This is a genomic window from Vreelandella salicampi (assembly GCF_013415105.1).
In the GTDB taxonomy this organism is placed as follows: Bacteria; Pseudomonadota; Gammaproteobacteria; order Pseudomonadales; family Halomonadaceae; genus Vreelandella; species Vreelandella salicampi.
In genome coordinates this window covers 35,223-57,939 of sequence record NZ_JACCDF010000018.1, presented here as the reverse complement: position 1 = coordinate 57,939, position 22,717 = coordinate 35,223, and the positions used below count along the sequence as shown (strand labels likewise).

Genomic DNA, 22,717 nt, shown 5'->3' with positions numbered 1-22,717 from the left:
TAGCGGAGTCTCCATGACGCTATCAGTTAATGCGGTAACCGCCCCCGCCAAGCGACTTTTGGCCACCTTTATGCCGATTGCGCTGCTTTCGGTGCCGCTCATCGCGGCCCCACCACAGGCCATGGCGCAAACACTCGACAGCTTGCCCAACTCAAGCGAAGCGGACGAATTGCCTCTTGAAGAGATCCAAACCTTGGCGGAGGTATTCGAGCGCATCAAACGCGCTTATGTGGAGGAGGTCGACGACAGCACCCTATTGCGTAATGCCATGCGCGGCATGCTCAGCGAGTTGGACCCGCACTCCACTTACCTCGATGAAGAAGAGTTCAAAAGCCTGCGCGAATCGACCCAAGGCGAGTTTGGCGGCATCGGTATCGAAGTGGGCATGGAAAACGGCCAACTAACGGTGATCACGCCAATCGATGATACCCCAGCCTCGGAAGCGGGGTTGATGTCGCGGGATATCATCATCGGCATCGACGGCACACCAACCGAAAGCCTATCGCTGCAAGAAGCCGTCAACTTGATGCGCGGCGAACCCGGCACACAGCTTACGATTTCCATCCTGCGCAGCGGCGAAGATAGCCCGCGAGAATTCACCCTCACCCGCGAAGTGATCCGCACCGAAAGCGTTAAACATGAGCTTCTTGAGCCCGGTTACGGTTATTTGCGCATCAGCCAGTTTCAGGCGCGCACCGCCGCGCAGGCCCATGAGGCACTCCAAAATATGGCCGATGAAACAGAAGAACTGAAAGGGCTCGTGCTCGATTTGCGCAATAACCCCGGCGGCGTGCTCCAAAGCGCCGTGGATGTGGCTGATCTGTTCTTGGACGAAGGGCTCGTGGTCTACACCGAAGGACGCCTTTCCGACGCACAAATGGAGTTCTCCGCCACACCTGATACGCCTGCTGCCGATATTCCGTTGGTCGTGCTTATCAACGGTGGCAGCGCCTCCGCAGCTGAAATTGTTGCCGGGGCCATTCAAGATCAGCGCCGCGGGGTGATCATGGGTACCGACAGCTTCGGCAAAGGCTCGGTGCAGCAGATCATGCCGCTAGGCAACGGTGAGGGATTGAAGCTCACCACGGCGCTCTATTACACGCCCAACGGGCGCTCCATTCAGGCCCAAGGCATCGAGCCCGATGTGGAAGTGGTGCGCGGCCGACTTGAAGTCGCCGATAGCCGGCGCCAACTGCGCGAAGCCGACTTGGAAGGCCATCTCCGCTCCCAAGGAGAAGCTCGCGAGCGTCAAGAAGTCTCCGAGCGCCTGCGTGATGACTACCAACTCGGTGAAGCGCTGAACCTGCTAAAAGCCCTTAACGTGGTAGATCGCCGCCGCGATTAGCGGCAGCTCTCCGGCAGGCGGCCGCGTTCACCGGTGGCCTGCCGCATTAATACCCGCTTGATCGGCACCAGCCGGTTCACACTGCTCATGCCAACGTTGCGCGCCAGCGTCAAGGCAGGGTTTTTGGCGCCAAACAGCAGTTTGAATCCCTTCATTAACCCCAGCATGGCGGCGTTATCACCCCGCCGGCGACTCTCGTAACGCGCCAGAATGCGCTCATCCCCCCAAGGTGCACCGCGCCGCCAGGCCTGAATCACTTCTTCCGCCAACACGGCGGCATCCATCAAGCCGAGATTGACGCCTTGGCCCGCAAGCGGGTGAATGCTATGCGCGGCATCGCCCACGAGCGCCAAGTGTGGCTGAACATACTCGCGGGCATGGCGCTGCACCAGCGGGAAGCGGTAGGCGCTATCGCGCACGTCAACCCGACCTAAGCGGTACTCAAACGCACTGCCTAATGTATCACCGAGCGCATCCGCGCTAAGCTCGCACAGCGCCTTGGCCTGCTCAGGCGTCGTCGACCAGACGATAGAGCAGTAGTGGTCATCACCCTCGACGGTCAGCGGCAAAAATGCCAGCGGCTCACCCGCGAGAAAGACTTGCCGCGCCGTGCCCATGTGAGATTTTTCACAACGCACCGTGGTTACCACCGCGTGCTGACCCATATCGTCTTCACTCACCGCTATCTCAGCCAACTCCCGCAGCGTCGAGCGCGCGCCATCAGCGGCCACCACCAGCGGCGCGTGAAGCTCGCGGCCGTTATCCAACTCAAGCCAGCGCCCGGTGGCGGTGGTTTGCAGCGCCTCAACGCGAGTACCGTCAATGCGTGTGATCTTCGGGTGATCCGTGAGCTGTGCGTTAAGGGCCGCGAGGGTTACGTCGTTTTCGACGATATGTCCCAATACCGGTACGCCGGCTTCATCGGCGGAAAAGCGAATCTCACCACTGCCTTCGCCGTCCCACACGTGCATATAGTGATACGGCGTTACCCGCGCGGTCGCCATTGCAGGCCAAGCGTTTAGCTGTGTGAGCAAACGCTGCGATACCGGCGTCAGCGCGCTAACCCGCGGGGCGGGTTGCGTCAGATCGAGTGTCTCCGGCAGTAGCGGGGTGTCCTGTGCTTCGACCAGTGCCACGTGCATGCCGGCATTGGCGAGCAGCGCGCAAAGGCCGGTGCCGACCATGCCCGCGCCAACGATGACGACGTCGAATGCTGCGTCTTTGCTGTCGTTTTTTGGGCTCACGTCGTATTGGCTCCCTGTGCTCATCAGCGTTCAATTCCCATGGCGCGGCGCGCGAGGCTCCGCCGTAGCGGCCCAGCTAAATTAAGGCCGATCAACCCCGCCGCGCGAGCGTGACCTAACAGCGGCAGGTCGATACCAAAGAGCCTTACCAGCCCGTCGCTGAAGCGGATCACATTGGCGCGATCACGCTCGCGGCAACGCTCGAAATCCTCCAGCATGGCCATCGCTCCTGGCGTCTGCCCGGCAGCGAGGCTTGCACCCAACGTATCCACCAGGTCCATCACGCCGCGCAGCGCCAGGTTAAACCCCTGCCCCGCCACCGGGTGAAGCGCGTGGGCTGCGTTGCCCAATACCGCCAGGCCAGGTCGCACCGGCTCTTTCGCCGTGGTGAGCGTAAGCGGGTAAGCGTGGCGACTGCCAACATGGGTAAATCGCCCGGCGCGATCACCAAAAGCCGCCTGAAGGGCGTGGAGAAAATCCCCCTCCGAGAGCGCCATGCGTGCTTTTTCAGCCCCGGCCGGGTGTGTCCATACCAACTCCATCGCGTTACCCGGTAGCGGCAGAAGCGCAATCGGCCCTTCGCGAGTAAAGCGCTCATACGCCACACCTTGGTGGGGCTGGCTCACCGCCACATTGGCAATCAGCGCGGTTTGCTCGTAAGGCGCATGGTCGCTTTCGATACCCAGCTGCTCTTTCAACCCTGAACGACCGCCATCTGCCAGTACCGTCAGCGCGCCGGTGAGCTCACTGCCGTCAGAGAGCGAAAGCCGGTGCCCTTCGGCAACGGGCGAAATCGTCTCAACGCGCGCAGGACAGTGCCATTCAAGCGGCAACCCGGCGAGATGATGGTGTAGCACGCGGCCCATCCAGGCATTAGGGATGACGTGCCCTAGCGCCTCAATCCCCACATCGGCAGCGCTTAGGCGCGTCGCCCCGAACCGCCCACGCTCGCTGATATGAATGCGCTTAATCGGGGCTGCCTCTTGGCGCATGGCCTCCCACACGCCTAAGCGGCGAAAATGTTGCGCAGAGCCCTCGGCAATGGCGCTAGCGCGAGCATCAAAGCTTGGCTGCCACGTCGGCGGCGCATCAGCAGACGGTAGCGCTGCGGCTTCAATAACCGCCACGCGCAGCGAATTCCGTTCGATTAACGGCGCCAGGGCGCAGCCTAAACTCGCCCCGACCAACCCACCGCCAACAATAACAATATCATGTGTAACTGCTTCTTCAGGCGTCGCCATTGCGGACTCCATCAGCGATCAAATCATAAAAATCAAATATTTATATCGTAATGTAAATTACATAAAACACCGAAGTGCTTTCGTATATTGGTTATTTCTTGGCCATTAAGGCTTCAATATCCGCTATTTGTTTAGGTACGTCCGATGTAAGCACCTCATGGCCGCTTTCCGTCACCACGACATCGTCCTCAATGCGTATGCCTATCCCGCGATACTCAATGGGAATGTCGGCGGCGTCGGGAATATAGAGGCCTGGCTCGACGGTCAACACCATTCCTGGTGCAAGCGCGCGAGGAGTATCCGAATCGAGGCGGTAAGTGCCGACATCGTGGACATCAAGCCCTAACCAATGTGATGTCGAGTGTAGGTAGAAGCGGCGATAACTCTCGTCTTCTATGCGCGCATCCACGTCACCTTCTAACAAGCCAAGCTCAATCAGCCCTTGGGTCAGGTCACGCACCACGCCCTGATGAATGTCTTTCAGCGTAGTACCGGGCTTGACGGCCGCGACTGCGCGCTCCTGCGCTGCCAGCACGACACGGTAAACGGCGCGCTGGGCCGCGCTGAACGTGCCAGATACCGGGAACGTGCGGGTAATATCGCCCGCATAGAGGTGAAATTCAGCACCAGCGTCAATTAAGACCAACTCGCCCGACTGTAGCGGCGCGCTGTTCTCAATGTAGTGCAACACGCACGCATTCGCACCGCCGCCAACAATTGTGCTGTACGCTGGGCCGCTACCGCCTTGCCACACGAACTCATGTTCCAGCTCTGCTTGCAGCTGATACTCATAAACCCCGGGAGCGGCGGTCTGCATGGCACGGCAATGCGCGCGGGCGGAAATTGCCGCCGCATGGCGTAACAGGCGGATTTCTTCAGCGCTTTTGATTAAACGCATGTCATGAATCATCGGGCTTATATCCTGCCAACCCCGCACCGGCGCTTGGCCACGGCGTTGGCCCGCTTTCGCCTGCACGAAGGCATCTTCAGCCAAGGCGATGGCCTCAGGGTTTTCCAGCGGCAGGTAGAGCTGTTCGCAGCCACGGAGTAACTCGACTAAGCGCTCATCGCGCTCGGCGTTCTCAAACGCGTGATCCAGGCCATGCTCGTTCACTACGCCTGCAGCACCGAGGCGTCGCCCTGTCCATGCCTCCAACGTTGCGTCACGGTCCTGGCAGAACACGACGCTTTCTCCGATACCTTTTCCGATACCTTCTCCGCTACTTTTGCCACTGCCGCCTTCGCCCGGCAACAGCACCAGTAGCGCATCGGGCTCGGTCATGCCGGTGAGGTAGTAGAAGTCGCTGTTCTGGCGAAACGGAAATTCACTGTCGTTGGAGCGCGTAAGTAATGACGCGCTAGGCAGGATGACGGCAGCCGATGCCGGCAGCTGGCGCATCAGAGCCTCGCGGCGCACGCGGTAGGTTTCCGGCGAGATAGCCGCGGGGCGTGGTATGACATCAGGCAGCATGCAAACTCCTTTTAATTGAATAAAGCCGTTTTTTTGACTCGCAAGGCAATGGTGCGCTCAATGGACAGGCGTATCGGTCTGTTCTACCTGAGGCTGACCGGGATGCTGCTCGGTATACAACATCATGGCCGCCATACGCGCGTGCTCGGTAAGGGCAAACAGATCGTTTTCGTTTTCCGGGCTGTCGTCGATGTCGGTTTCGATCTGCGAAAGCGCCGGCAAGTCATCCAGCGCCTCAAGCAGGGTTTGCGACCAGCGTTGGCGCAACGCGTCATCCACCGCTTCATCGAGCACTTCGACAAAGCCTTGCGTCCACTCTTTAAGCCCCTGAGCCTGCTCGGCGAGAGAAAAAAGTTCATCAGGTAGCAGTGGCGTGTAGTTCATTTCGCTGGCACTCAGCGCGTCAAGGGTTTGCTTGCGCCAGCCGAGCAACCGCTCAGCGCTGGCCTGATCCTTGGGTTGGTCGACGCCGAGGCTCAAACACACCTCATCAAGCCACGCCTCGGCGGTGACATTCTTAAGCGCTAACAGCGCGCATAATCGCCCGTCTAAAAACGCCGGCGACTGCATGCTGCCGTGAAGGAGGAAAACATCTGCGATGTCAGAAAAATCTTGGCGCTCGTCGATTAGGGACATACGAATAACTCACTTTTTGTGGGAGGCTCATACGCCGATGACGTACGGTATTAATTCGTTAGAAACGTTTTGTTCGCTAGAAAACCATAGCGTTCGCTCCTGCGCGTTGACCCCGCGCAAGTAGCTCTCTTATAGTGAACGCCGATCATCCTTCCTATGCAGTGATGTTAACGCATCGGTCAATCAAATGACCCGTGCCGGAGCCTTTGATGAGTAACGCTAAGCGGCCAACCAAAGAACTTACCCTACTCGGTCGCAGCTATGTGATTGCCTGCGACCCAGGCGAAGAGACCAAACTGGAGCGAGCCGCGCGTTACTTAGACCGCGCCATGCACGGTATTCACTCGCAGAGTAGCGTTTTAGGTAGCGAGCGCATCGCCATTATGGCGGCACTCAATATCACCCATGAGCTACTGGAAACGCTGGATGAACGCCGCGACTACGAGGCCGATATCACTCGCTTGAGCGAGCGGCTAGAAAACGCGCTAGAAAAAAGTCGTCCGCCGTCGTAGTCGTAAATCGCACGCGTCCTTTGGTATCGGCAACCGCTCTGTTAGGATGAAGAGGTTCCCTGGGGTGTGCGCCAGTCGTTTACGTCCCTCGAGCCTATGCGCAATACCTAGGGGGCCAAATGCTAGCCAAACCCGTGTGCATGTCCGTGCGACGGAAAGCCTGACGGTTTGGCTGCGGCCACCCACCTGAACCTTTGGGTTCAGGGCCAGAACGACAGCGGCACTCTGGGGAACTCACTGCCGAGAAACACTCGCTATGCCCGTCAACGATGCTATCGCCAACGCTCGCGCAACCACGGCACCGCTTGAAAAAGCCGCACTGCGCCGCGAGCTAAAACGCCGACGCCGCACCCTATCGCCTCAAGCGCAACGCCTTGCCGCCGAGAAATTGAGCGAGCGCCTCAAAACACTGCCTGAAATCCAGCGCGCCCAGCGCGTAAGCCTCTACCTGCCCGTTCACGGTGAAATCGACCCAACGCCGATGATAAAGTGGTTCCGCGCGCGCCGCGTAGACGTGTATCTGCCGGTATTGCGCCCTCTAGCCAAAAATTCACTTTGGTTTGTCGCTTACCGCCCTAACACGCCCATGGTGAAAAACCGCTTCAATATTTGGGAGCCCGCGCCACGCTTTAGCGCCGAGCGATGCAATCGCCTGCCCGCATGGGCGCTCGATACGCTCATCGCCCCGCTGGTGGGGTTCGATGCCCATGCCAACCGCATGGGCATGGGCGGCGGCTTTTACGACCGCACGCTCGCGTTTGTGCGCCACCGCCGCCCGGCACCGCAGTTAATTGGCGTTGCTCATGCCTGCCAAGAGGTAAAAGCGCTTCCGACCGAACCGTGGGACATTCCTCTCAGCGCCATCGTCACCGATACGAAGATCGTGCGACCTTAATTTCCGCAGAAAACATACACAAACGGCCGCGTTGCATTTAGCGACGCGGCCGTTTGTGTATATGCTAGCGGGTATAGTGATCCGTCATTATCGGTATAAGGCTTAAGCGATAACGATTAGCTCCCGGCGAGCGCCTGCGCGTACCCCGTTACTAATACCCCCAGCGCAAACACCAACATCAGTGCCATGATCATATCCGGCTTTTTCCGACGCATGTTGCTTCTCCATGATTTACCACAGTTGCCAAACACATAGTTACTAAACACATAGTTTTCAGCATCTTCCTAGGCTTTCATCACCCCACTTGCTGATAAATTTGCCCCGCGCGGAATGACGTTTTTCCTTTATTTTGCTGATAACTATTTTAATTAAGACTATAGGGCCAATAGGCTATGTCTCGCAATGGCTAAAGGCGTTATCGAACAGCGTTTGTTTAAGCGTTTGTCCTGGATCAAATCGCTTATCAGATCAACGGCTGCAGGTAAGTAATCGCTCACCTCAGCCGTATTCAATGACATTACGCCAAAAACAGCCGATAAGCTGGATTATCGCTCTCCTTCCAGTAGCGGTAGCCGATAGCATTAAGATGTTTTTCCACGTTCACACGATCACCATTTGGCACTTGCATGCCCACCAACACACGTCCATAGGCTGCGCCATGATTACGGTAGTGGAAAAGCGAGATATTCCAATCATGCGGCAGCTGCGTGAGAAAGTTCATCAGCGCCCCAGGGCGCTCGGGGAATTCAAAGCGGTAGAGTTCTTCGGCAAACTGCTCGCTAGGCCGCCCGCCGCCTAAGTGGCGGATATGTACTTTGGCAAGCTCATTGTCGGTCAAATCTTCTACTTGGTAGCCCGCCTCGGTGAGTTTATCGATCACGGCTTGGCGGTCTTCTCCGCCAGGCTTTACCTGCACAGCAACAAAAATATGCGCCTCGGACGCATCGGCATAGCGGTAGCTGAATTCAGTGACCATACGCTTGCCCAGCGTGCGGCAGAACCTTTTAAAACTGCCCGGCTTCTCTGTAATAGTGACCGCCAAAATGGCCTCTCGCTGCTCGCCTAGCGAGGTACGCTCGGCAATATGCTGCAAACGATCAAAGTTGGTGTTAGCGCCTGAATTAATACACATCAGCGTCTGGCCTTCCGCACCGGTTTGCTGGATGTACTTTTTCAGCCCTGCCAGCGAAAGTGCCCCGGACGTTTCAGACACCGCGCGGGTATCCTCGAAGATATCCTTCACTGCGGCGCACATTTCATCGGCGCTGACGGTAATCACGCCGTCAATCAGGTGCTGCATGATGGAGAACGGCACTTTGCCAATTTGCGCCACCGCAACCCCTTCGGCAAACACGCCAACTTGATCGAGCACGACACGCTCGCCAGCGTCGATCGCCGCTTTCAGGCAGGCGCTGTCCTCGGATTCTACCCCGATGACTTTGATATCCGGGCGCAGGTATTTCACGTAGGCCGCCACGCCGGCAATTAGCCCGCCGCCGCCCACGGGGACGAAGATGGCATCAATAGGCCCGGCGTGCTGGCGCAGCATTTCCACCGCGATGGTGCCTTGCCCGGCTACCACGTCGATATCGTCAAACGGCGGAACATAGGTATAGCCATGTTCTTTGATCAGCTCCTGGGCATGCTCGGCCGCAGCGGCAAAGGCGTCACCTTTCAGTATCACCTTGGCCCCACGGGCGCGCACCGCTTGCACCTTGATCTCCGGGGTAATCCGCGGCATCACGATGGTGGCTTTAACGCCCATCTGCTTAGCCGCCATTGCCAACCCCTGGGCATGATTACCGGCGGAGGCCGCGATCACGCCTTTGGCTTTTTGCTCTTCGGTAAGCTGCGCCATCTTGTTGTAAGCGCCACGAATCTTGAAAGAGAAGACCGGCTGCAGATCTTCACGCTTAATTAAAATCGTGTTGTTGAAGCGGCGTGATAGCAAAGGGGCGGGGGAAATCGGGGTTTCACAAGCGGCTTCATAAACGCGGGCTTGGAGGATTTTCTTCACGGTTGCTTCGAGCATGCTGGTATCCCACAGGAGTAATGGCCATCACGGCGCAAGTCAGACAAAGCCTCTATTGGTAGCAGATAGCGCCTAGTGGCGTCTAGCACTTCAACATCGGCAGCGCGCTTTTCCCCCGCTATACTGTGGCCTCTATCGTCACTTACCCTTCCTTTGACCCAAAAAGGCGCCCCATGACCCAAGACGAACTGAAAGCCGCCGTTGCTGACGCCGCCATCAAAGAGATCGAACCGTGGCTTGAGAAAGACACCGTGCTCGGCATTGGCACCGGTTCCACGGCCAATTTATTTATCGACCGCCTAGGCAAATTCGCCGGCCGTTTCAAGGGCGCGGTGGCAAGCTCGGATGCCAGCGCCAAGCGCTTAAAAGATGTGGGTATCGATGTACTAGAGCTCAACAGTAGCGGCACATTACCTTTTTATGTCGACGGCGCAGACGAAGTGAACGCCCACTTACAAATGATCAAAGGCGGAGGGGCGGCGCTCACAAGGGAAAAAATCGTCGCCGCTTGCGCTGAGCGGTTCATCTGCATCGCCGATGGCTCCAAGTACGTCGCTCAGCTGGGGCACTTCCCGTTGCCGATTGAGGTCATCCCCATGGCACGCTCTTACGTCGCTCGCGAGCTAGTGAAGCTCGGCGCCGAACCGATTTACCGCGAGGGCGTGGTGACCGATAACGGCAACCAGATCATCGATTGCTATGACTTTATGATCAACGACCCGAAGGCGATGGAAGCCACCCTTAACAGCATTGTCGGCGTGGTTACCAACGGCTTGTTCGCCGCCCGCGGTGCCGATGTGCTGCTTTTAGGCAGAGAGGACGGCGTCGAGCGCACCGCGCTGCGTTGAACCACTCAGCGCTCACCCTGGACTTGTCGAAGGATGGGCGGAGAAGATCTCACAGAAAACGTGCCAATCCCTTCATCGTGCGCGCCAGCGCGCCGCGCTCCTCTGCCACTACCCGCTGCCCCTGCGCGCCTTTTTGCGCCGTGGCAGCGGGGTCGCTAAAGGCGTCAACCAACGCCTCTCCCAACGCCTCGGCATTGGCGACCGACGAGAGCGCGCCAGCTTCGATAAGCGGCGCGGCAACATCGTCAAAATTTTCAAGCGACGGCCCGCACAGCGTAAAACGCCCAAGACTAGCCGACTCCACCACGTTGTGGCCGCCAAGCGGCACCAAACTACCCCCAACAAAGGCCACATCGCCTGCCGCGTAGAGCATACCAAGCTCACCCAGCGTATCGCCCAGGTAAACCGCTGTGTCTTTCATCACCGGCTGCTTTAGGCTTCGGCGCGCCACGGCAAAACCTGCTTGCTCACAGGTGTGAGCGACGTCGTCAAAGCGCTGCGGGTGGCGCGGCACCAAAATCAATAGCGCCTCGGGAAACGTTTTGCGCAGCGCGCGATGCGCGGCGAGCACATGGGATTCTTCACCGTCGCGGGTCGAGCCCGCGACCCAGATAGGGCGCTTACCCGCCGGCCGGAAAACAGCTTTGCGTAAGCGCTCACTCTCCTCCCACACCTTATCGGGTGCGGTTATCTCAAATTTCAGCGAGCCCACTACCTGGGTTCGTGAGGCTGGTACACCTAGGGTCTGAAAGCGCTCGGCATCACCGTCCGACTTGGCGGCAAGCCACGTGACATTCTCCAGGGCCTGTGCCATCAAACGCGGAGAACGCCGGTAGCGCGCAAAGGCCCGCGCTGATAAACGACCGTTCACTACCGCCACGGGGATGCGCTCAGCCGCGCAAACGTGAAGCAAATTGGGCCAGAGCTCGGTTTCAAACATAATCGCAAGGGCGGGCTGCCAGTGGCGCACAAAGCGCTTGGCACTACCGGGAAAATCCAGCGGTAGGAAGCGGTGACGTAAATTCGGCGAAAGGTGAGTAAGCGCTTGCACTTGCTGCGCCCCAGTAGCGGTCATGGTAGTGACGAGCAGGCAGTGCTGGGGATAGGCACTTAAAAGCGCTTCAATCAACGGCTTTGCCGCACGCACCTCACCTACCGAGGCGCAATGTAGCCAGATCGACGGCCCCTCGGGGCGTGGCTCACGCTCCAATCCCAGACGCTGCAAGCGCGAGTAAGTGGGTACTTGCTCACGCCAAATGCGCCAGCCAATCAGCGGCGAAAGCACATAGAGTGCGGCAGAATATAAATAACGTGGCCAGGCGGGCATTAGCGCTCGCGGTCCAGAATGGTATCGATCATCGCCGTGGTGGAAACGCCATCTTCAAAGCCCAGCACTTTCACCTCGCCGCCATGGGCCTTCACGGCCGCACCGCCGGCAATATCGTCAGGATGGTAATCGCCGCCTTTGACGAGCACATCCGGCAACACTGCTTCAATCAGCGCTTGCGGCGTATCATCGCTAAACGGCACCACCCAATCCACTGCGCCAAGCCCTGCCAGCACCTGCATCCGCCGGTTGAGCGGATTGATCGGCCGTTGCGGGCCTTTCAAGCGCGCGATCGAGGCGTCGTCGTTAACCGCCACAATCAGCCGATCACCAAGCCGTCTAGCCTGTTCCAGATAGGCCACGTGGCCGGCGTGGAGAATATCGAAGCAGCCGTTGGTCATCACCACCCGCTCGCCCCGGGCTTGTGCCGCGCGCACCGCTTCTATCAGTGGGTTGGGCTCGATAACGCCATATTCGGCAAGCGTATCGCCGTGCAGTGCGGTGTAAAGCTCGGCAATCGAAAGCGTCGCGGTGCCCGGCTTGGCCACCACCAGCCCGGCGCCGAGGTTCGCTAGCATCATCGCCTCGGGCAACGCATGCCCAGCGGCCAGCGCCAAGCCCATCATTCCGATCACCGTATCGCCTGCGCCGGTAACGTCGAAGACCTCCTGCGCGCGGGTGGGCAGGTGCAGCGGCGCATGCCCTTCACGAATCAGCGTCATGCCCTTTTCGCTGCGGGTGATCAACAACGCTTCCAGGTCAAGCTCAGCGCGCAGCGCTTCGCCACGCTCGGCGAGCTGCTCGTCGTTTTCACAGTGGCCGACAATCGCCTCGAATTCGCCCAGGTTGGGCGTAATCAGGCTGGCGCCGCGGTATTTGCGAAAATCCTGACCTTTGGGATCGATCAGCACGCGCTTGCCCGCTACCTTGGCGAGTTCAATTAGTCGCTCAACCTGATTCAGAGTGCCCTTGCCGTAATCAGATAGCACCATTACGTCGCAGTCGGGTAGCGCTTTTTCCACGCTATCCAGCAGCGGTTGTGTATCGACGTTATCAAGGCGCTGCTCAAAATCGAGCCGCAGTAGCTGCTGGTTGCGACTCATCACTCGCAGCTTGGTAATCGTTGGCACATCAGCGCTACACTGAAAGTAAGTGCTTACACCGGAACCGGCTAAGCTCTCATTTAGTAAACCGGCATTTTCATCCTGACCGACCACACCCGCCAATGCTGCGTGAGCGCCTAACGCCGCAATATTGAGGGCCACGTTGGCCGCACCGCCGGGGCGATCATCGGCGTCTTCCACGCGCACGACCGGCACCGGCGCCTCCGGTGAAATACGCGAAGTGCCGCCGTGCCAATAACGATCAAGCATGACATCCCCCACGACCAGTACGCGAGCATGCTCCAAAGCGGTTAAATCAACTTTCATCTAGCGTTCCTTGTCCGGCGTTCGTGGAATTGGCTGTGTGGGCGAGTAATGCATCAAGCTTGGCTATCACCGTTTCGGTTTTGATCAAATTCATGGCGTCTGGGTGACGCACGCGCTGCCCCCATGGCAGGTCGTCGACGCTTTTATGTAGGTAGGTGCGCACTGCATCCGGGTAGGCGTTAACGGCAAAATCGCGCCATAGATAAGGCGCCGCCCGCTGCGGATTGGAGGTGGCGTAAAGGCCTAGCGTCGGCGTGCCCAGCGCATTGGCCATATGAGCCGGACCGGTATCGGGAGCGATAGCCACCCGCGCGTGGTCGATCAGGGCCAGCAATCCTTTAAGCGATGTGCCACCGATGGCGTTGATCACACTCCCTGGCTGACACAGCGCTTCGATGCGCTCGCCCATCTCTTTTTCGGCAGTGGTGCCACCACCTGTCAACACGCTTTTTAGCCCATGCTGCACCCAGGCATGCTCGATCACGCTGGCGTAGCCTTCGGCCGACCAGTTGCGAAAATTGCGCAGCCGCGGGTTGCTGCAAGGATTAATCACCATATACGGCGCATCACTGCCAATCAGGCCCGCCTCGTCATAAGCGCTTTCCGGTACCGGGAGCTCCCACGCGAGACTGTCATCTTCCACGCCGAGCCGCCGTGCAAAATCCATAAACGACTCCACCACATGCGCCTGCGCGCGCGGCGCAATATGATGCTGGGTAAACAAATGTTGCTTATCTTTGGCGCGCGCTTTGTCAAAGCCAATGCGGGCATCTGCCTTCAGCCCGAGCGACAGTATGCTGGCGCGAATCGCCTGCTGCATATGCAATAACACATCAAAGCGCGTATCGGAGAGCTCACGCCAGAGGGCACGCATGCCTTTTATCCCGGTGGTTTTATCGTAGACAACAAACTCGACCCCGGAGAGCCCGGTCAGTAAACTGTGCTCCCCCTTACCGATGATCCAGGTGATTCGCGCTTGGGGCCACTGGCGCTGCAAAGCACGCACGGTAGGGACGAGGTTGCAGACGTCGCCTAACGCCGACAAACGCAAAATGGCAATATGGTTAGGTTGAGCAGGCAGAGAGGGCTTCATGCGCTTAGCGACACTCCGGCAAAGAAAGAGTCTGATATTACAGGATGCAGACAGTTTATGTGACGCGCCGGGATCACACCAAATTAAGCCGGCTCACTTCACCCCCGAATATTGGCGCGAGCGCGCGCTGATCACTGGCGAAGCACCGGGGCGCGGCAACAGTTTTTTTCTACAGCCAACCCCTGGCGCGAGCACGCAGTGGGTGTTGCGCCCCTATCGCCGTGGCGGCCTTATTGCTAAGTTGAGTAAATCCCGCTACGTGTGGACCGGGCTCGAACGTTCCCGCGCCTTTCACGAAATGCGCTTAACAGCTGCCCTTTTTGATCAGGGGTTACCCGTTCCTCGCCCCATCGCCGCTTGTGTAACCCGCCACGGGTTAACCTACGAAGCCGCATTAATTACTCAGCGCATCCCCGGTACCCATGCGCTGGCCGATTGGCTAGACGATGAACAAATACCGGCGGAAACATTAAGTGCCGTGCTCACAAGCGTCGGACGCATGATTTTCCGCTTTCACGACCACGGGCTAGATCACGTTGACCTAAATGCGCGTAATATTTTGATTGATCAACACGGCACACCGTGGCTAATCGACCTCGACCGCTGCCGCCTGCGAGGCCCAGGTAAGTGGCAGAAAGCGAATTTGCAGCGGTTGGAGAGATCACTAGAAAAATTTACTGCGAAACTCCATAGCGCAGAATTAATGGACAGCACTCTACAAGGCTATCGCTACTAAATATTTAACGCGGGTAATCTAAAAACTAGCTTTTAGCTCACGATGGAAATTATTGCAGTAATACGTAGCAAACAACTGAGAATTTGAGAATATGCAAAAAAAGATTTCCTTTTACTTTTGGGAAACACACTACTTAGGAAAAACGCCCCTACCATTAATAATAACAGGCGTATTAACCATGTTGCTTTATGTTTTCTCAAAGCCACATTTTGATATTTTCAGTGACTTAAACAAATTATTTTTATCTATCATCGGTCTGGTCAGCATAAAGCTTTACGCCAACCAAGTATGGAAACATCATGTTTTCCACATGCTCTGGTGGGCCTTATTACTAGCTATTATTCATTGGTTTTTTTTAACATTTTCGCTTCCAGACCTGGCAGGTGACTATCCTAAACTAGATCATATTGGCCGGTTATTTTTATTTATTATTTTTGCATGGTGGCTTGCGGGCAATACACGCAACACCTTCTTATTTTGGAGTGTCGCTAGCGCCACCGTCATCTTGTCACCCTGGATCGCGGGTGATGGTCTCGCTGATTTTCAGCGTGGTTTTCTCGGCGAACGCATTGGGTTTGGTATTCGTAACGTTCAGCATTCAGCGATGTTTTTCGGCACAGTACTGCTCGGATTGCTTATTTTTCTTCCACGACTATTAAGAGCCCCTCTACAACACTATGGCAAACTAGCCTTATGGGTACTGGCTTTTCTTGTCATCATAGCCGGCGTTATCATTTCGCAGACTCGCGCCACTTGGTTAGGTGTATTAGCAGGCTTATTAACGGCACTTCTCTTAATCTTTATTGAGCATAGGAACAGCTTTTCAAAAAAACATCTACTCTTGTTTTTTATTTTATCAGCATGTCTGGCGATTCTTATTTTTACCAATGGCCCTTTACTCTTTGAAAGAGCCACTGCAGAGCTGGATACCATTCAGGCATTGCTAAGAGGCGATTGGAGTTCTGTCCCACTATCAACTAGCGAAGTACGCTCTAGTGTAGGAGAGCGACTGTATAGTTGGCGCGCCGCGATCGATATGATTGCCCAGCGCCCCTTGCTGGGCTGGGGTGAACAAGGCGTCGAATATTTATTTGATAACATCAAATATAATCAAGCACACTATCAAGCTTTAAACTTTGGCCATCTACATAACCTCTATCTTGAAATTACACTAGAGTATGGATTACTGGGCCTAGCCGCTTACTTCTATCTATTAATATGGTTTGTAATAAATGCTTGGTTTGCTTGGAAACGAGGCGATATGCCGGGTGATGTGCTGCTATTTTTCTATGCTTTCTTATGCTTTTGGAGTGTGATTAATCTTTTTGAATCATATTTGATATTTTGGACAGGTGTGTTTCTGTTTAATGTTGTCATGGCGGGTAGCCTTACCCATATATGGAAGCCCACATTGCGCACTAACAGCTCAACGCCCTTTGTTATGTCGGAAAAGGATCATAAATGATTAATATTGTTCTGTGCTCCGATGAGGCTTATGTAGATAAAGCAGCTGCCGTGATAGCGTCCACCGTTTGTCACAGCGAGACACCTGAAGCGCTGCATTTCCATATATTAGGCTACAAACTATCTGCAAATACTCATCAAAAGCTGAACAACTGGTTTACTACACTGCCTGCTGAGCTAACGATCATTGAAGCTGAGAACAGTCGCTGGCCTGAGTTAACATTGGGCCGTTTTGGGCCCGCCGCCTTGCTGCGCCTAGGCATGCACAATTGGCTGCCACCGAGCTGCCAGAAAGTTATTTATTTAGACTGTGACCTTGTAGTGCTAGACGATATCGCCAACCTGTTGTCATTCGACATACAGGGCGCTCCCATCGCCAGTGTGGCTAATCTACAAGGAACCGAGCAGAGTCGAATGGGCCTTGGTTATCAACACTATTTTAATTCCGGCGTCCTTTTGGTGGATCTAGAAGGGTGGAAAGCTCGTAATGTGCTAGACCAAGTAGAGCAGATATTAAAACAGCACGATTACACCTTAAGCTATCCTGATCAGGACGCATTAAATCTCATTTTCCAAGACTGGTATCGACTACCCATGCGCTGGAATATGCAGCCATACGCTTACCCAGCCGTAGAAAAAAAAGTAGCTCACTATGCTGATTGGCAGAAGGAACTTGAACACGCTATTCGTGAACCGGCGATCATACACTTTATCGGTGCGCGGAAACCCTGGCACGCCGACAGTCGCCACCCACTTGCCTATTTGTATCGACACTACCATTCATTAACGCCCTGGGGAGAGTCTGCAGGCGCTCCCCCCCCCTCTCTACAACAGCGTTTGAAGCATGCACTATCGTGGTTTAAGAACCGTCGCCGTCGCCAGCGGTTGCAGTGCCACCCTGTGATGCAACTTCCGCCACACCAAAAGGATTCGCCCGCATGAAGGTATTGATTGTCGTGCGTACGTTAAAAATAGGTGGCATGGAACGGGTTGCGGTAAACCTTGCCGACGCCTTTGCGGAACACGGGCATGAGAGCCATTTGATGTACTTTAAGCCGCGCCCCCCTCAGTTAGAACCAAGCAATGAGCGAGTCAAAGTTCACCATTTCGCACTTTCTCGTGCCATGTGGACATCGGGCGTGGGTGGCATTATTGAGGTGGCAGCACGCCTACTCAATAGCGTGTTGAGGAAAAGCTATTTTGTATTATCAGGCTGGTGGGGTGGAAAACTTTTTCGTCGCGAAGTACGTCGCCTTGAGCGCCAATATGGCGCTTTTGATCGGGTTATTTTCCGCGGCATTGGTACCTTTGAAACGGTATGGTCCTTCCAAGACCCCCGCGCCTGTTATGTTCTGGAAAATATCGTCAAAGCTACCTCAGGTCATGCCCCTTGGCTAGAGCGACTAAAAGCACGCTGTCTGTTTCATAACAAACACTTAGTAACCGTATCCAACGGCGTCGAAAAGCAAATCGCCACTGCCATGCAGACGCTACAAGTCAAGCCATCCTCGCTGAGAACCATCACCAATCCATGCCCTTTAGAGTCTATCCGAAAGGCCATGTGCGAAGACTTTCCGGAGCGACCCGGTTCTCCATATTTACTCAATGTAGCCCGCTTGGTACCGCAGAAAAACCATCACCTTCTACTGCGGGCGTACGCCAAGATGCGCACAACGCTTCCGCTGGTGATTGTCGGCGAGGGGCCACTGCGCAAAGAGCTGGAAGCGCTAGCCGTTGAGCTGGGTATTGCGGCACGGGTTACGTTTACCGGTCGCCAACTAAACCCTTATCCTTGGATGCATCATGCACGCCTATTCATCTTGAGCTCTGCCCACGAAGGTCTTGGCATCGTATTACTCGAAGCGCTGGCCTGCCAAACGCCGATTGTCTCGGTCGATTGCCCAGGCGGGGTACGTGATATTATGACCGGTGAGCTGGAAGCTTACCTGTGTGAAATGACGCCGGAGGCGTTAGCAGCCCGTGTCGATGCCATTCTTGATGCTGACGGCTATGCTATTGATGAACGTTGGCTGGAACGCTTTTCTCCAGCGCACATTACTACTGCCTTTTTGCAAGAGATGCCTGTTTCATGATATCGGCTAATATTATTACCTTTAACGAAGAAGCCAATATTGCGGACTGTATTGCTTCCGCTCGCCAAGTATGTGATGACATCGTTGTGGTGGATTCAGGCAGCCAAGACCGCACCACCGCTATCGCGCGTGAGTTAGGTGCCAAGGTGGTTCAACAAGCCTATTTAGGTGACGGCGTTCAAAAAAATATCGCGCTAGCGCATGTAAAGTATGACTGGGTGCTCAGCTTAGACGCTGATGAACGCCTAACGCCGGAGATGGTCGAAGCGATTAGACAACTCAACCTTGCTGCAACCGAACATGACGCATTTGCCTTTCGTCGTCGCAATATGATTGGCTCACGCTGGATTAAAGTTTGTGGGTGGTATCCCGATTACTGTATTCGACTCTACAACCGGCACCATGCTCGCTTTGCTGATGTAAAACAGCACGCCAGCATAGGAGCTGCCAACCCTAAGCGACTTAACGCAGATATAGTGCATTACTCTTTTACTAACTTAGGTCAGTTATTTGCCAAGCCAGGGCGCAACTTCAGTGGTCGTGCGGCCAAGATCATGTTTCAAAAGGGGAAGCGAGCCAACGCTTTTTCACCGTTTGCACATGGCCTGAATGCCTTTGTACGCAAATATATATTCCAGCGAGGCTTCATGGGCGGGGTCGATGGCATGACCGTTGCGATCAGCGCAGGGCTCAATAGCTACTTAAAGTATGCCAAGCTGCTCGAATATCAACGCGACCCAAAAGTGCTTGAAGCGGAAGACTTTAATAAGGTTTGGTGATTGATGCATATTACGCATGTCAATTTGGCGCGTGGTTTTCGCGGCGGCGAGCGCCAAACTGAGTTATTAATTAAAACGTTAGCAGAGCAGGCATCAAACGATATTTCACAAACGCTGGTTTGCCGTCGAGACTCCCCCATGCGCCAACACCTGCAAGGTGTAGCGCGACTCAATTTTCAGGCAGCCAATCACCAGTTAGCGGGACATTTTCATCTCGGCGGGACATCGCTCGGCAAGACGCAGCTGGTACATGCCCACGATGCAAAAGGTGTTCATTGGGCCTACTTACACTACCGTTTAAAAGGTACGCCCTATTTAATTACTCGCCGTGTCGATTCGCCCGTCAAACGTAAGTGGTTTAACCAGCAGTGTTACTCTCATGCATCCGCCAGAGTGGCCCTTTCCCACGTCATAAAGCGTCTTCTGGAAGACAATCAGTGTGGCGACGTTGCCTTGATACCCAGTGCCTATGCGCGCTTAACGACCTCGCCTGAGGCGACCAATAATTTTCGCAATGATTTTGCCAATAAATTTTTGGTCGGCCATGCAGGCGCCGTAGTAGACCGTCATAAAGGTCAGCGAGTGCTATTGCAGGCTGCGCAGAAGCTTGAGCATCAAGCGCCCGATATACAGTTTATTTTTTTAGGCGATGGCAAAGATGCAGAAACGCTAAAAGCAGAATCCTCATCGCTTAGCAATGTTTCCTGGCTGGGATTTAAAAGCAATATTGCCGACTACCTAGCTGGCCTGGATGTGTTTGCCTTTCCTTCACGCAATGAAGGCTTGGGCTCCGTGCTGCTGGATGTCATGCAGCTAGGCGTTCCTGTCATTGCGACCAAGGTTGGCGGCATACCCGATATCGTCAAGCACGAACAGACGGGGTTACTGATATCGTCCGGCGACGCCGATGCGCTGGCTAACGACATTATTCGATTAAGGCAGGACGCCGCTCTTCGGCAACGATTGGCCCAAGGAGCCACTGAACGTTTAGATCATTATAGCCCTCAGTCAATGACTGCAGCGTACTGGCACCTCTATCAAACAATAGTGAGTTAATGATTATGCTTGCGGTTTCTGCAAAAGCGCATAAAAACCTTCATAAGCTAGGCTTTTATGCGCAACATACCGTTCACCGCCTAATTCCCAGTACGTTTCTGCAACGGCAAAGATTAAATTTACTTCGCTCATTAAAGCACCTTTCAAACGAGGAGCAGCAGCAGCTACTTTTCCGAGTTAATTACTGTAATCAACTGGAGAACAACGTTGAACTGCCTGAAGAGGCTATAAGTTTATCTAGTTTCAAGCGCGAGAAAAGCGGCACCTATTACTTGGATTTACTCAGCGTGTTGCGCTATTTTCCGCCTGAACTACGCTTCTGCCATCGCTTTGGTGATGTAACCACCGTGCCAAACGCGCCTACCTTAGTGAAAAGCCGGCCCATTAATGACCACAATCAAAACTCAGTTTTACTTAAGTTAAACCGTGTTCGTCATTACTACACGGTGAAAGATCCTCACCGCTATGATGACAAGCTTGACCTTGTGGTATGGCGTGGTTCTTGTCATCAAGAACATCGGCGTCAATTCATTCGAGACTTTTATGATCACCCGCTATGTAATGTGGGCGATATTCACAAAAATGCGCTAGGTCAGCCCTGGCATAGCCAATTTATGTCGGTACTTGAGCAACTGAGATATAAATTCGTACTCAGTATCGAAGGCAAAGATGTTGCAACGAATCTCAAATGGATAATGGCCTCTAATTCACTCTGTTTTATGCGACAACCGCGCTTTGAAACATGGTTTATGGAAGGCTCTTTGCTACCTGACTATCACTATGTGCAGCTCAAAGATGATTACTCAGACCTTGAGGAGAAAGTCACCTATTACCGGGAAAACCCCGCTGCGGCAAAAGAAATTATCGGCAATGCTAACCGTTACTTCGCTCAGTTTATGAATGCTGATCAAGAACGCTTGATGGGTCTTTTGGTTATGCAGAAATATTTCGAGCACACCCATCAACTTTCCTCTTAGCTAAATGCCAAGAGGGAAAAAACAATCCTTTCCATTTAAATCAGAAACTGTACGACTCGCGCGCTAAGCACACCCTGTAATTCAAGTAAGTAAAAAGATGCTGTGCTTGCTGGACTCTTGTCATCTGAAATTTGCAGTCCATGATAAGCTCTCTGACAATTCAGCGATAGCGCAGCAGAGCGAGACACTATGAACATCAGCGTTTTTGGTACGGGGTACGTCGGGTTGGTCGCAGGGGCGTGCTTGGCGGATGTAGGCCATCAAGTGACCTGCATGGATATCAACGCCGAGCGTATCGCGCGCTTGGAAGCCGGCGAAGTCCCCATTTATGAACCGGGTTTGACGGAACTCGTCACTCAGAACGTGGCTGCCGGGCGTTTGCACTTTACGACCGATACCGCGAAAGCCGTGAAAGAAAGCGAGCTTATATTCATTGCCGTCGGCACGCCGCCGGATGAAGATGGCAGTGCGGATCTTCGCCATGTGCTTGCCGTCGCGCACAGCATCGGCGAGCACATGGATGATTACAAGCTGGTGATCGATAAATCCACCGTACCGGTAGGTACGGCTGAGAAAGTACAGGCCGCTATCGCCGGCGCGCTTAGCGTGCGCGATGTATCGCTGGATTTTGATGTCTGCTCCAACCCCGAGTTCATGAAAGAAGGCGCGGCAATTGAGGACTTTACTCGCGGCGCGCGGATTGTAGTCGGTACCGATAGCGAGCACGTTGAAACGCGGATGCGCGCCTGTTATGCGCCGTATAACCGCAACCACGATAAGTTAATGTTTATGAGCGTGCGCGCGGCTGAGCTGACTAAGTACGCCGCTAACGCCATGCTTGCCACTAAGATCAGCTTTATGAACGAGATGGCGAACTTAGCCGAGCGTCTGGATGTGGATGTGGAAGAAGTGCGCCGTGGCATCGGTAGCGACCCGCGTATTGGTTACCACTTCATTTACCCTGGCTGTGGTTACGGCGGCTCTTGCTTCCCCAAAGACGTACAAGCGCTTGAACGTACCGCGCGGGAGCACGGCTATCATCCCGCGCTTTTGAGCGCCGTCGAGCAGGTGAACCATCAACAAAAGCAGACGCTATTTGCCAAGCTACAGAGCGCGCTGGGCGATGTTAGCGGCAAAACGATTGCCGTTTGGGGTCTGGCGTTTAAACCTAACACCGATGACATGCGCGAAGCACCTAGCCGCGAACTCATGGAGGCCCTGTGGGCTACCGGTGCTAAGGTGCAAGCCTACGACCCGGAAGCGATGGCGGAGTGTCGGCGACTTTATGGTGATCGTCACGATCTCATCCTCACCTTTGACCGTATCCAAGCCATTAAAGGTGCCGATGCACTCGTGATCTGCACCGAGTGGAAAGCGTTTCGAAGCGTCGATTTTGCTTGGCTTGCGGGTGAGCTGAGTGAAAAGCTGGTGATCGATGGCCGTAATCTCTATGACGTAGAGGATATGACCGCTGCAGGCTTGCGCTATGTGGGCGTTGGGCGTAACAATTTACGGTCTACCCTACCGGCTTAACGCCA

At 55.0% G+C, this 22,717-nt stretch carries 20 protein-coding genes and 1 other RNA gene; 13 read left to right on the top strand and 8 right to left on the bottom strand.

All coding sequences use genetic code 11. The annotated features are described in order from the left end of the window. Positions 1–13 precede the first annotated feature (13 nt). Positions 14–1,345 (top strand): S41 family peptidase, encoded by a 1,332-nt coding sequence (locus HZS81_RS16495; protein ID WP_179931610.1) that lies wholly within the window; start codon positions 14–16, stop codon positions 1,343–1,345. On the opposite strand, the gene HZS81_RS16490 is transcribed toward HZS81_RS16495, so the two are convergent. From HZS81_RS16490 to HZS81_RS16475, 4 genes are all read right to left on the bottom strand, one after another. Beyond that, a complete protein-coding gene (locus HZS81_RS16490) occupies positions 1,342–2,589 on the bottom strand; it encodes a UbiH/UbiF/VisC/COQ6 family ubiquinone biosynthesis hydroxylase (RefSeq protein WP_338401872.1) in 1,248 nt (415 codons plus the stop codon). The genes HZS81_RS16495 and HZS81_RS16490 overlap by 4 nt on opposite strands. Positions 2,590–2,612: 23 nt before the next feature. Beyond that, entirely contained in the window at positions 2,613–3,830 is a 1,218-nt protein-coding gene (gene ubiH / locus HZS81_RS16485; protein ID WP_179931608.1) for a 2-octaprenyl-6-methoxyphenyl hydroxylase, read from the bottom strand. 91 nt (positions 3,831–3,921) lie between these two features. Beyond that, positions 3,922–5,301 (bottom strand): Xaa-Pro aminopeptidase, encoded by a 1,380-nt coding sequence (gene pepP, locus HZS81_RS16480; RefSeq protein ID WP_179931607.1) that lies wholly within the window; start codon positions 5,299–5,301, stop codon positions 3,922–3,924. Between the two features lie 57 nt (positions 5,302–5,358). Beyond that, positions 5,359–5,937: a UPF0149 family protein gene (locus HZS81_RS16475; protein WP_179931606.1), complete on the bottom strand. Its 579-nt coding sequence runs from the start codon at positions 5,935–5,937 to the stop codon at positions 5,359–5,361. Positions 5,938–6,146: 209 nt separating this feature from the next. Here HZS81_RS16475 and HZS81_RS16470 point away from each other — a divergent pair, with 209 nt between their 5' ends. From HZS81_RS16470 to HZS81_RS16460, 3 genes are all read left to right on the top strand, one after another. Continuing rightward, the gene (locus tag HZS81_RS16470; RefSeq protein WP_179931605.1) at positions 6,147–6,449 is read left to right on the top strand and encodes a cell division protein ZapA; all 303 of its coding nucleotides are present in this window, start codon (positions 6,147–6,149) and stop codon (positions 6,447–6,449) included. A 53-nt stretch (positions 6,450–6,502) separates the two neighbouring features. Beyond that, positions 6,503–6,685: non-coding RNA, 6S RNA (gene ssrS, locus HZS81_RS16465), on the top strand. Positions 6,686–6,705: 20 nt separating this feature from the next. Further along, on the top strand, positions 6,706–7,344 hold the full coding sequence (locus tag HZS81_RS16460) for a 5-formyltetrahydrofolate cyclo-ligase (protein ID WP_179931604.1): 639 nt from the start codon (positions 6,706–6,708) through the stop codon (positions 7,342–7,344). Positions 7,345–7,861: 517 nt separating this feature from the next. Here HZS81_RS16460 and ilvA read toward each other — a convergent pair. After that, positions 7,862–9,376, bottom strand: a complete 1,515-nt coding sequence (gene ilvA / locus HZS81_RS16455; RefSeq protein WP_179931603.1) for a threonine ammonia-lyase, biosynthetic — start codon at positions 9,374–9,376, stop codon at positions 7,862–7,864. Positions 9,377–9,549: 173 nt separating this feature from the next. Here ilvA and rpiA point away from each other — a divergent pair, with 173 nt between their 5' ends. Further along, positions 9,550–10,224 (top strand): ribose-5-phosphate isomerase RpiA, encoded by a 675-nt coding sequence (gene rpiA / locus HZS81_RS16450; protein WP_179931602.1) that lies wholly within the window; start codon positions 9,550–9,552, stop codon positions 10,222–10,224. Positions 10,225–10,273: 49 nt separating this feature from the next. Here rpiA and waaA read toward each other — a convergent pair whose 3' ends face one another. From waaA to HZS81_RS16435, 3 genes are read right to left on the bottom strand one after another with little or no spacing between them, the layout of a single operon-like run. After that, complete coding sequence (gene waaA / locus HZS81_RS16445) at positions 10,274–11,551, bottom strand: lipid IV(A) 3-deoxy-D-manno-octulosonic acid transferase (protein ID WP_179931601.1); 1,278 nt, start codon at positions 11,549–11,551, stop codon at positions 10,274–10,276. Further along, positions 11,551–12,981 (bottom strand): bifunctional D-glycero-beta-D-manno-heptose-7-phosphate kinase/D-glycero-beta-D-manno-heptose 1-phosphate adenylyltransferase HldE, encoded by a 1,431-nt coding sequence (gene hldE / locus HZS81_RS16440; RefSeq protein WP_179931600.1) that lies wholly within the window; start codon positions 12,979–12,981, stop codon positions 11,551–11,553. Before hldE ends, waaA begins: the two co-directional genes overlap by 1 nt. Then, positions 12,971–14,074: a glycosyltransferase family 9 protein gene (locus HZS81_RS16435; RefSeq protein WP_179931599.1), complete on the bottom strand. Its 1,104-nt coding sequence runs from the start codon at positions 14,072–14,074 to the stop codon at positions 12,971–12,973. Before HZS81_RS16435 ends, hldE begins: the two co-directional genes overlap by 11 nt. Between HZS81_RS16435 and HZS81_RS16430 the strand changes: the two genes are divergently transcribed. The 8 genes from HZS81_RS16430 to HZS81_RS16395 all read left to right on the top strand — a co-directional run bounded on the left by HZS81_RS16430 (position 14,073) and on the right by HZS81_RS16395 (position 22,712). Continuing rightward, positions 14,073–14,810: a 3-deoxy-D-manno-octulosonic acid kinase gene (locus tag HZS81_RS16430; protein WP_179931598.1), complete on the top strand. Its 738-nt coding sequence runs from the start codon at positions 14,073–14,075 to the stop codon at positions 14,808–14,810. The genes HZS81_RS16435 and HZS81_RS16430 overlap by 2 nt on opposite strands. A 91-nt stretch (positions 14,811–14,901) precedes the next feature. Then, a complete protein-coding gene (locus tag HZS81_RS16425; protein ID WP_179931597.1) occupies positions 14,902–16,275 on the top strand; it encodes an O-antigen ligase family protein in 1,374 nt (457 codons plus the stop codon). Continuing rightward, a complete protein-coding gene (locus HZS81_RS16420) occupies positions 16,272–17,216 on the top strand; it encodes a glycosyltransferase family 8 protein (RefSeq protein ID WP_179931596.1) in 945 nt (314 codons plus the stop codon). Before HZS81_RS16425 ends, HZS81_RS16420 begins: the two co-directional genes overlap by 4 nt. Then, a complete protein-coding gene (locus tag HZS81_RS16415; protein ID WP_179931595.1) occupies positions 17,213–18,367 on the top strand; it encodes a glycosyltransferase in 1,155 nt (384 codons plus the stop codon). Before HZS81_RS16420 ends, HZS81_RS16415 begins: the two co-directional genes overlap by 4 nt. After that, positions 18,364–19,146, top strand: coding sequence for a glycosyltransferase family 2 protein (locus HZS81_RS16410; protein WP_179931594.1), 783 nt, complete (start codon positions 18,364–18,366; stop codon positions 19,144–19,146). Before HZS81_RS16415 ends, HZS81_RS16410 begins: the two co-directional genes overlap by 4 nt. Before the next feature lie 3 nt (positions 19,147–19,149). Continuing rightward, complete coding sequence (locus tag HZS81_RS16405; protein ID WP_179931593.1) at positions 19,150–20,202, top strand: glycosyltransferase; 1,053 nt, start codon at positions 19,150–19,152, stop codon at positions 20,200–20,202. A 5-nt stretch (positions 20,203–20,207) separates the two neighbouring features. Further along, entirely contained in the window at positions 20,208–21,179 is a 972-nt protein-coding gene (locus HZS81_RS16400) for a glycosyl transferase family 90 (protein WP_241697537.1), read from the top strand. A 189-nt stretch (positions 21,180–21,368) separates the two neighbouring features. Beyond that, entirely contained in the window at positions 21,369–22,712 is a 1,344-nt protein-coding gene (locus HZS81_RS16395) for a UDP-glucose dehydrogenase family protein (protein WP_179931591.1), read from the top strand. The last annotated feature ends 5 nt before the right edge of the window (positions 22,713–22,717 follow it).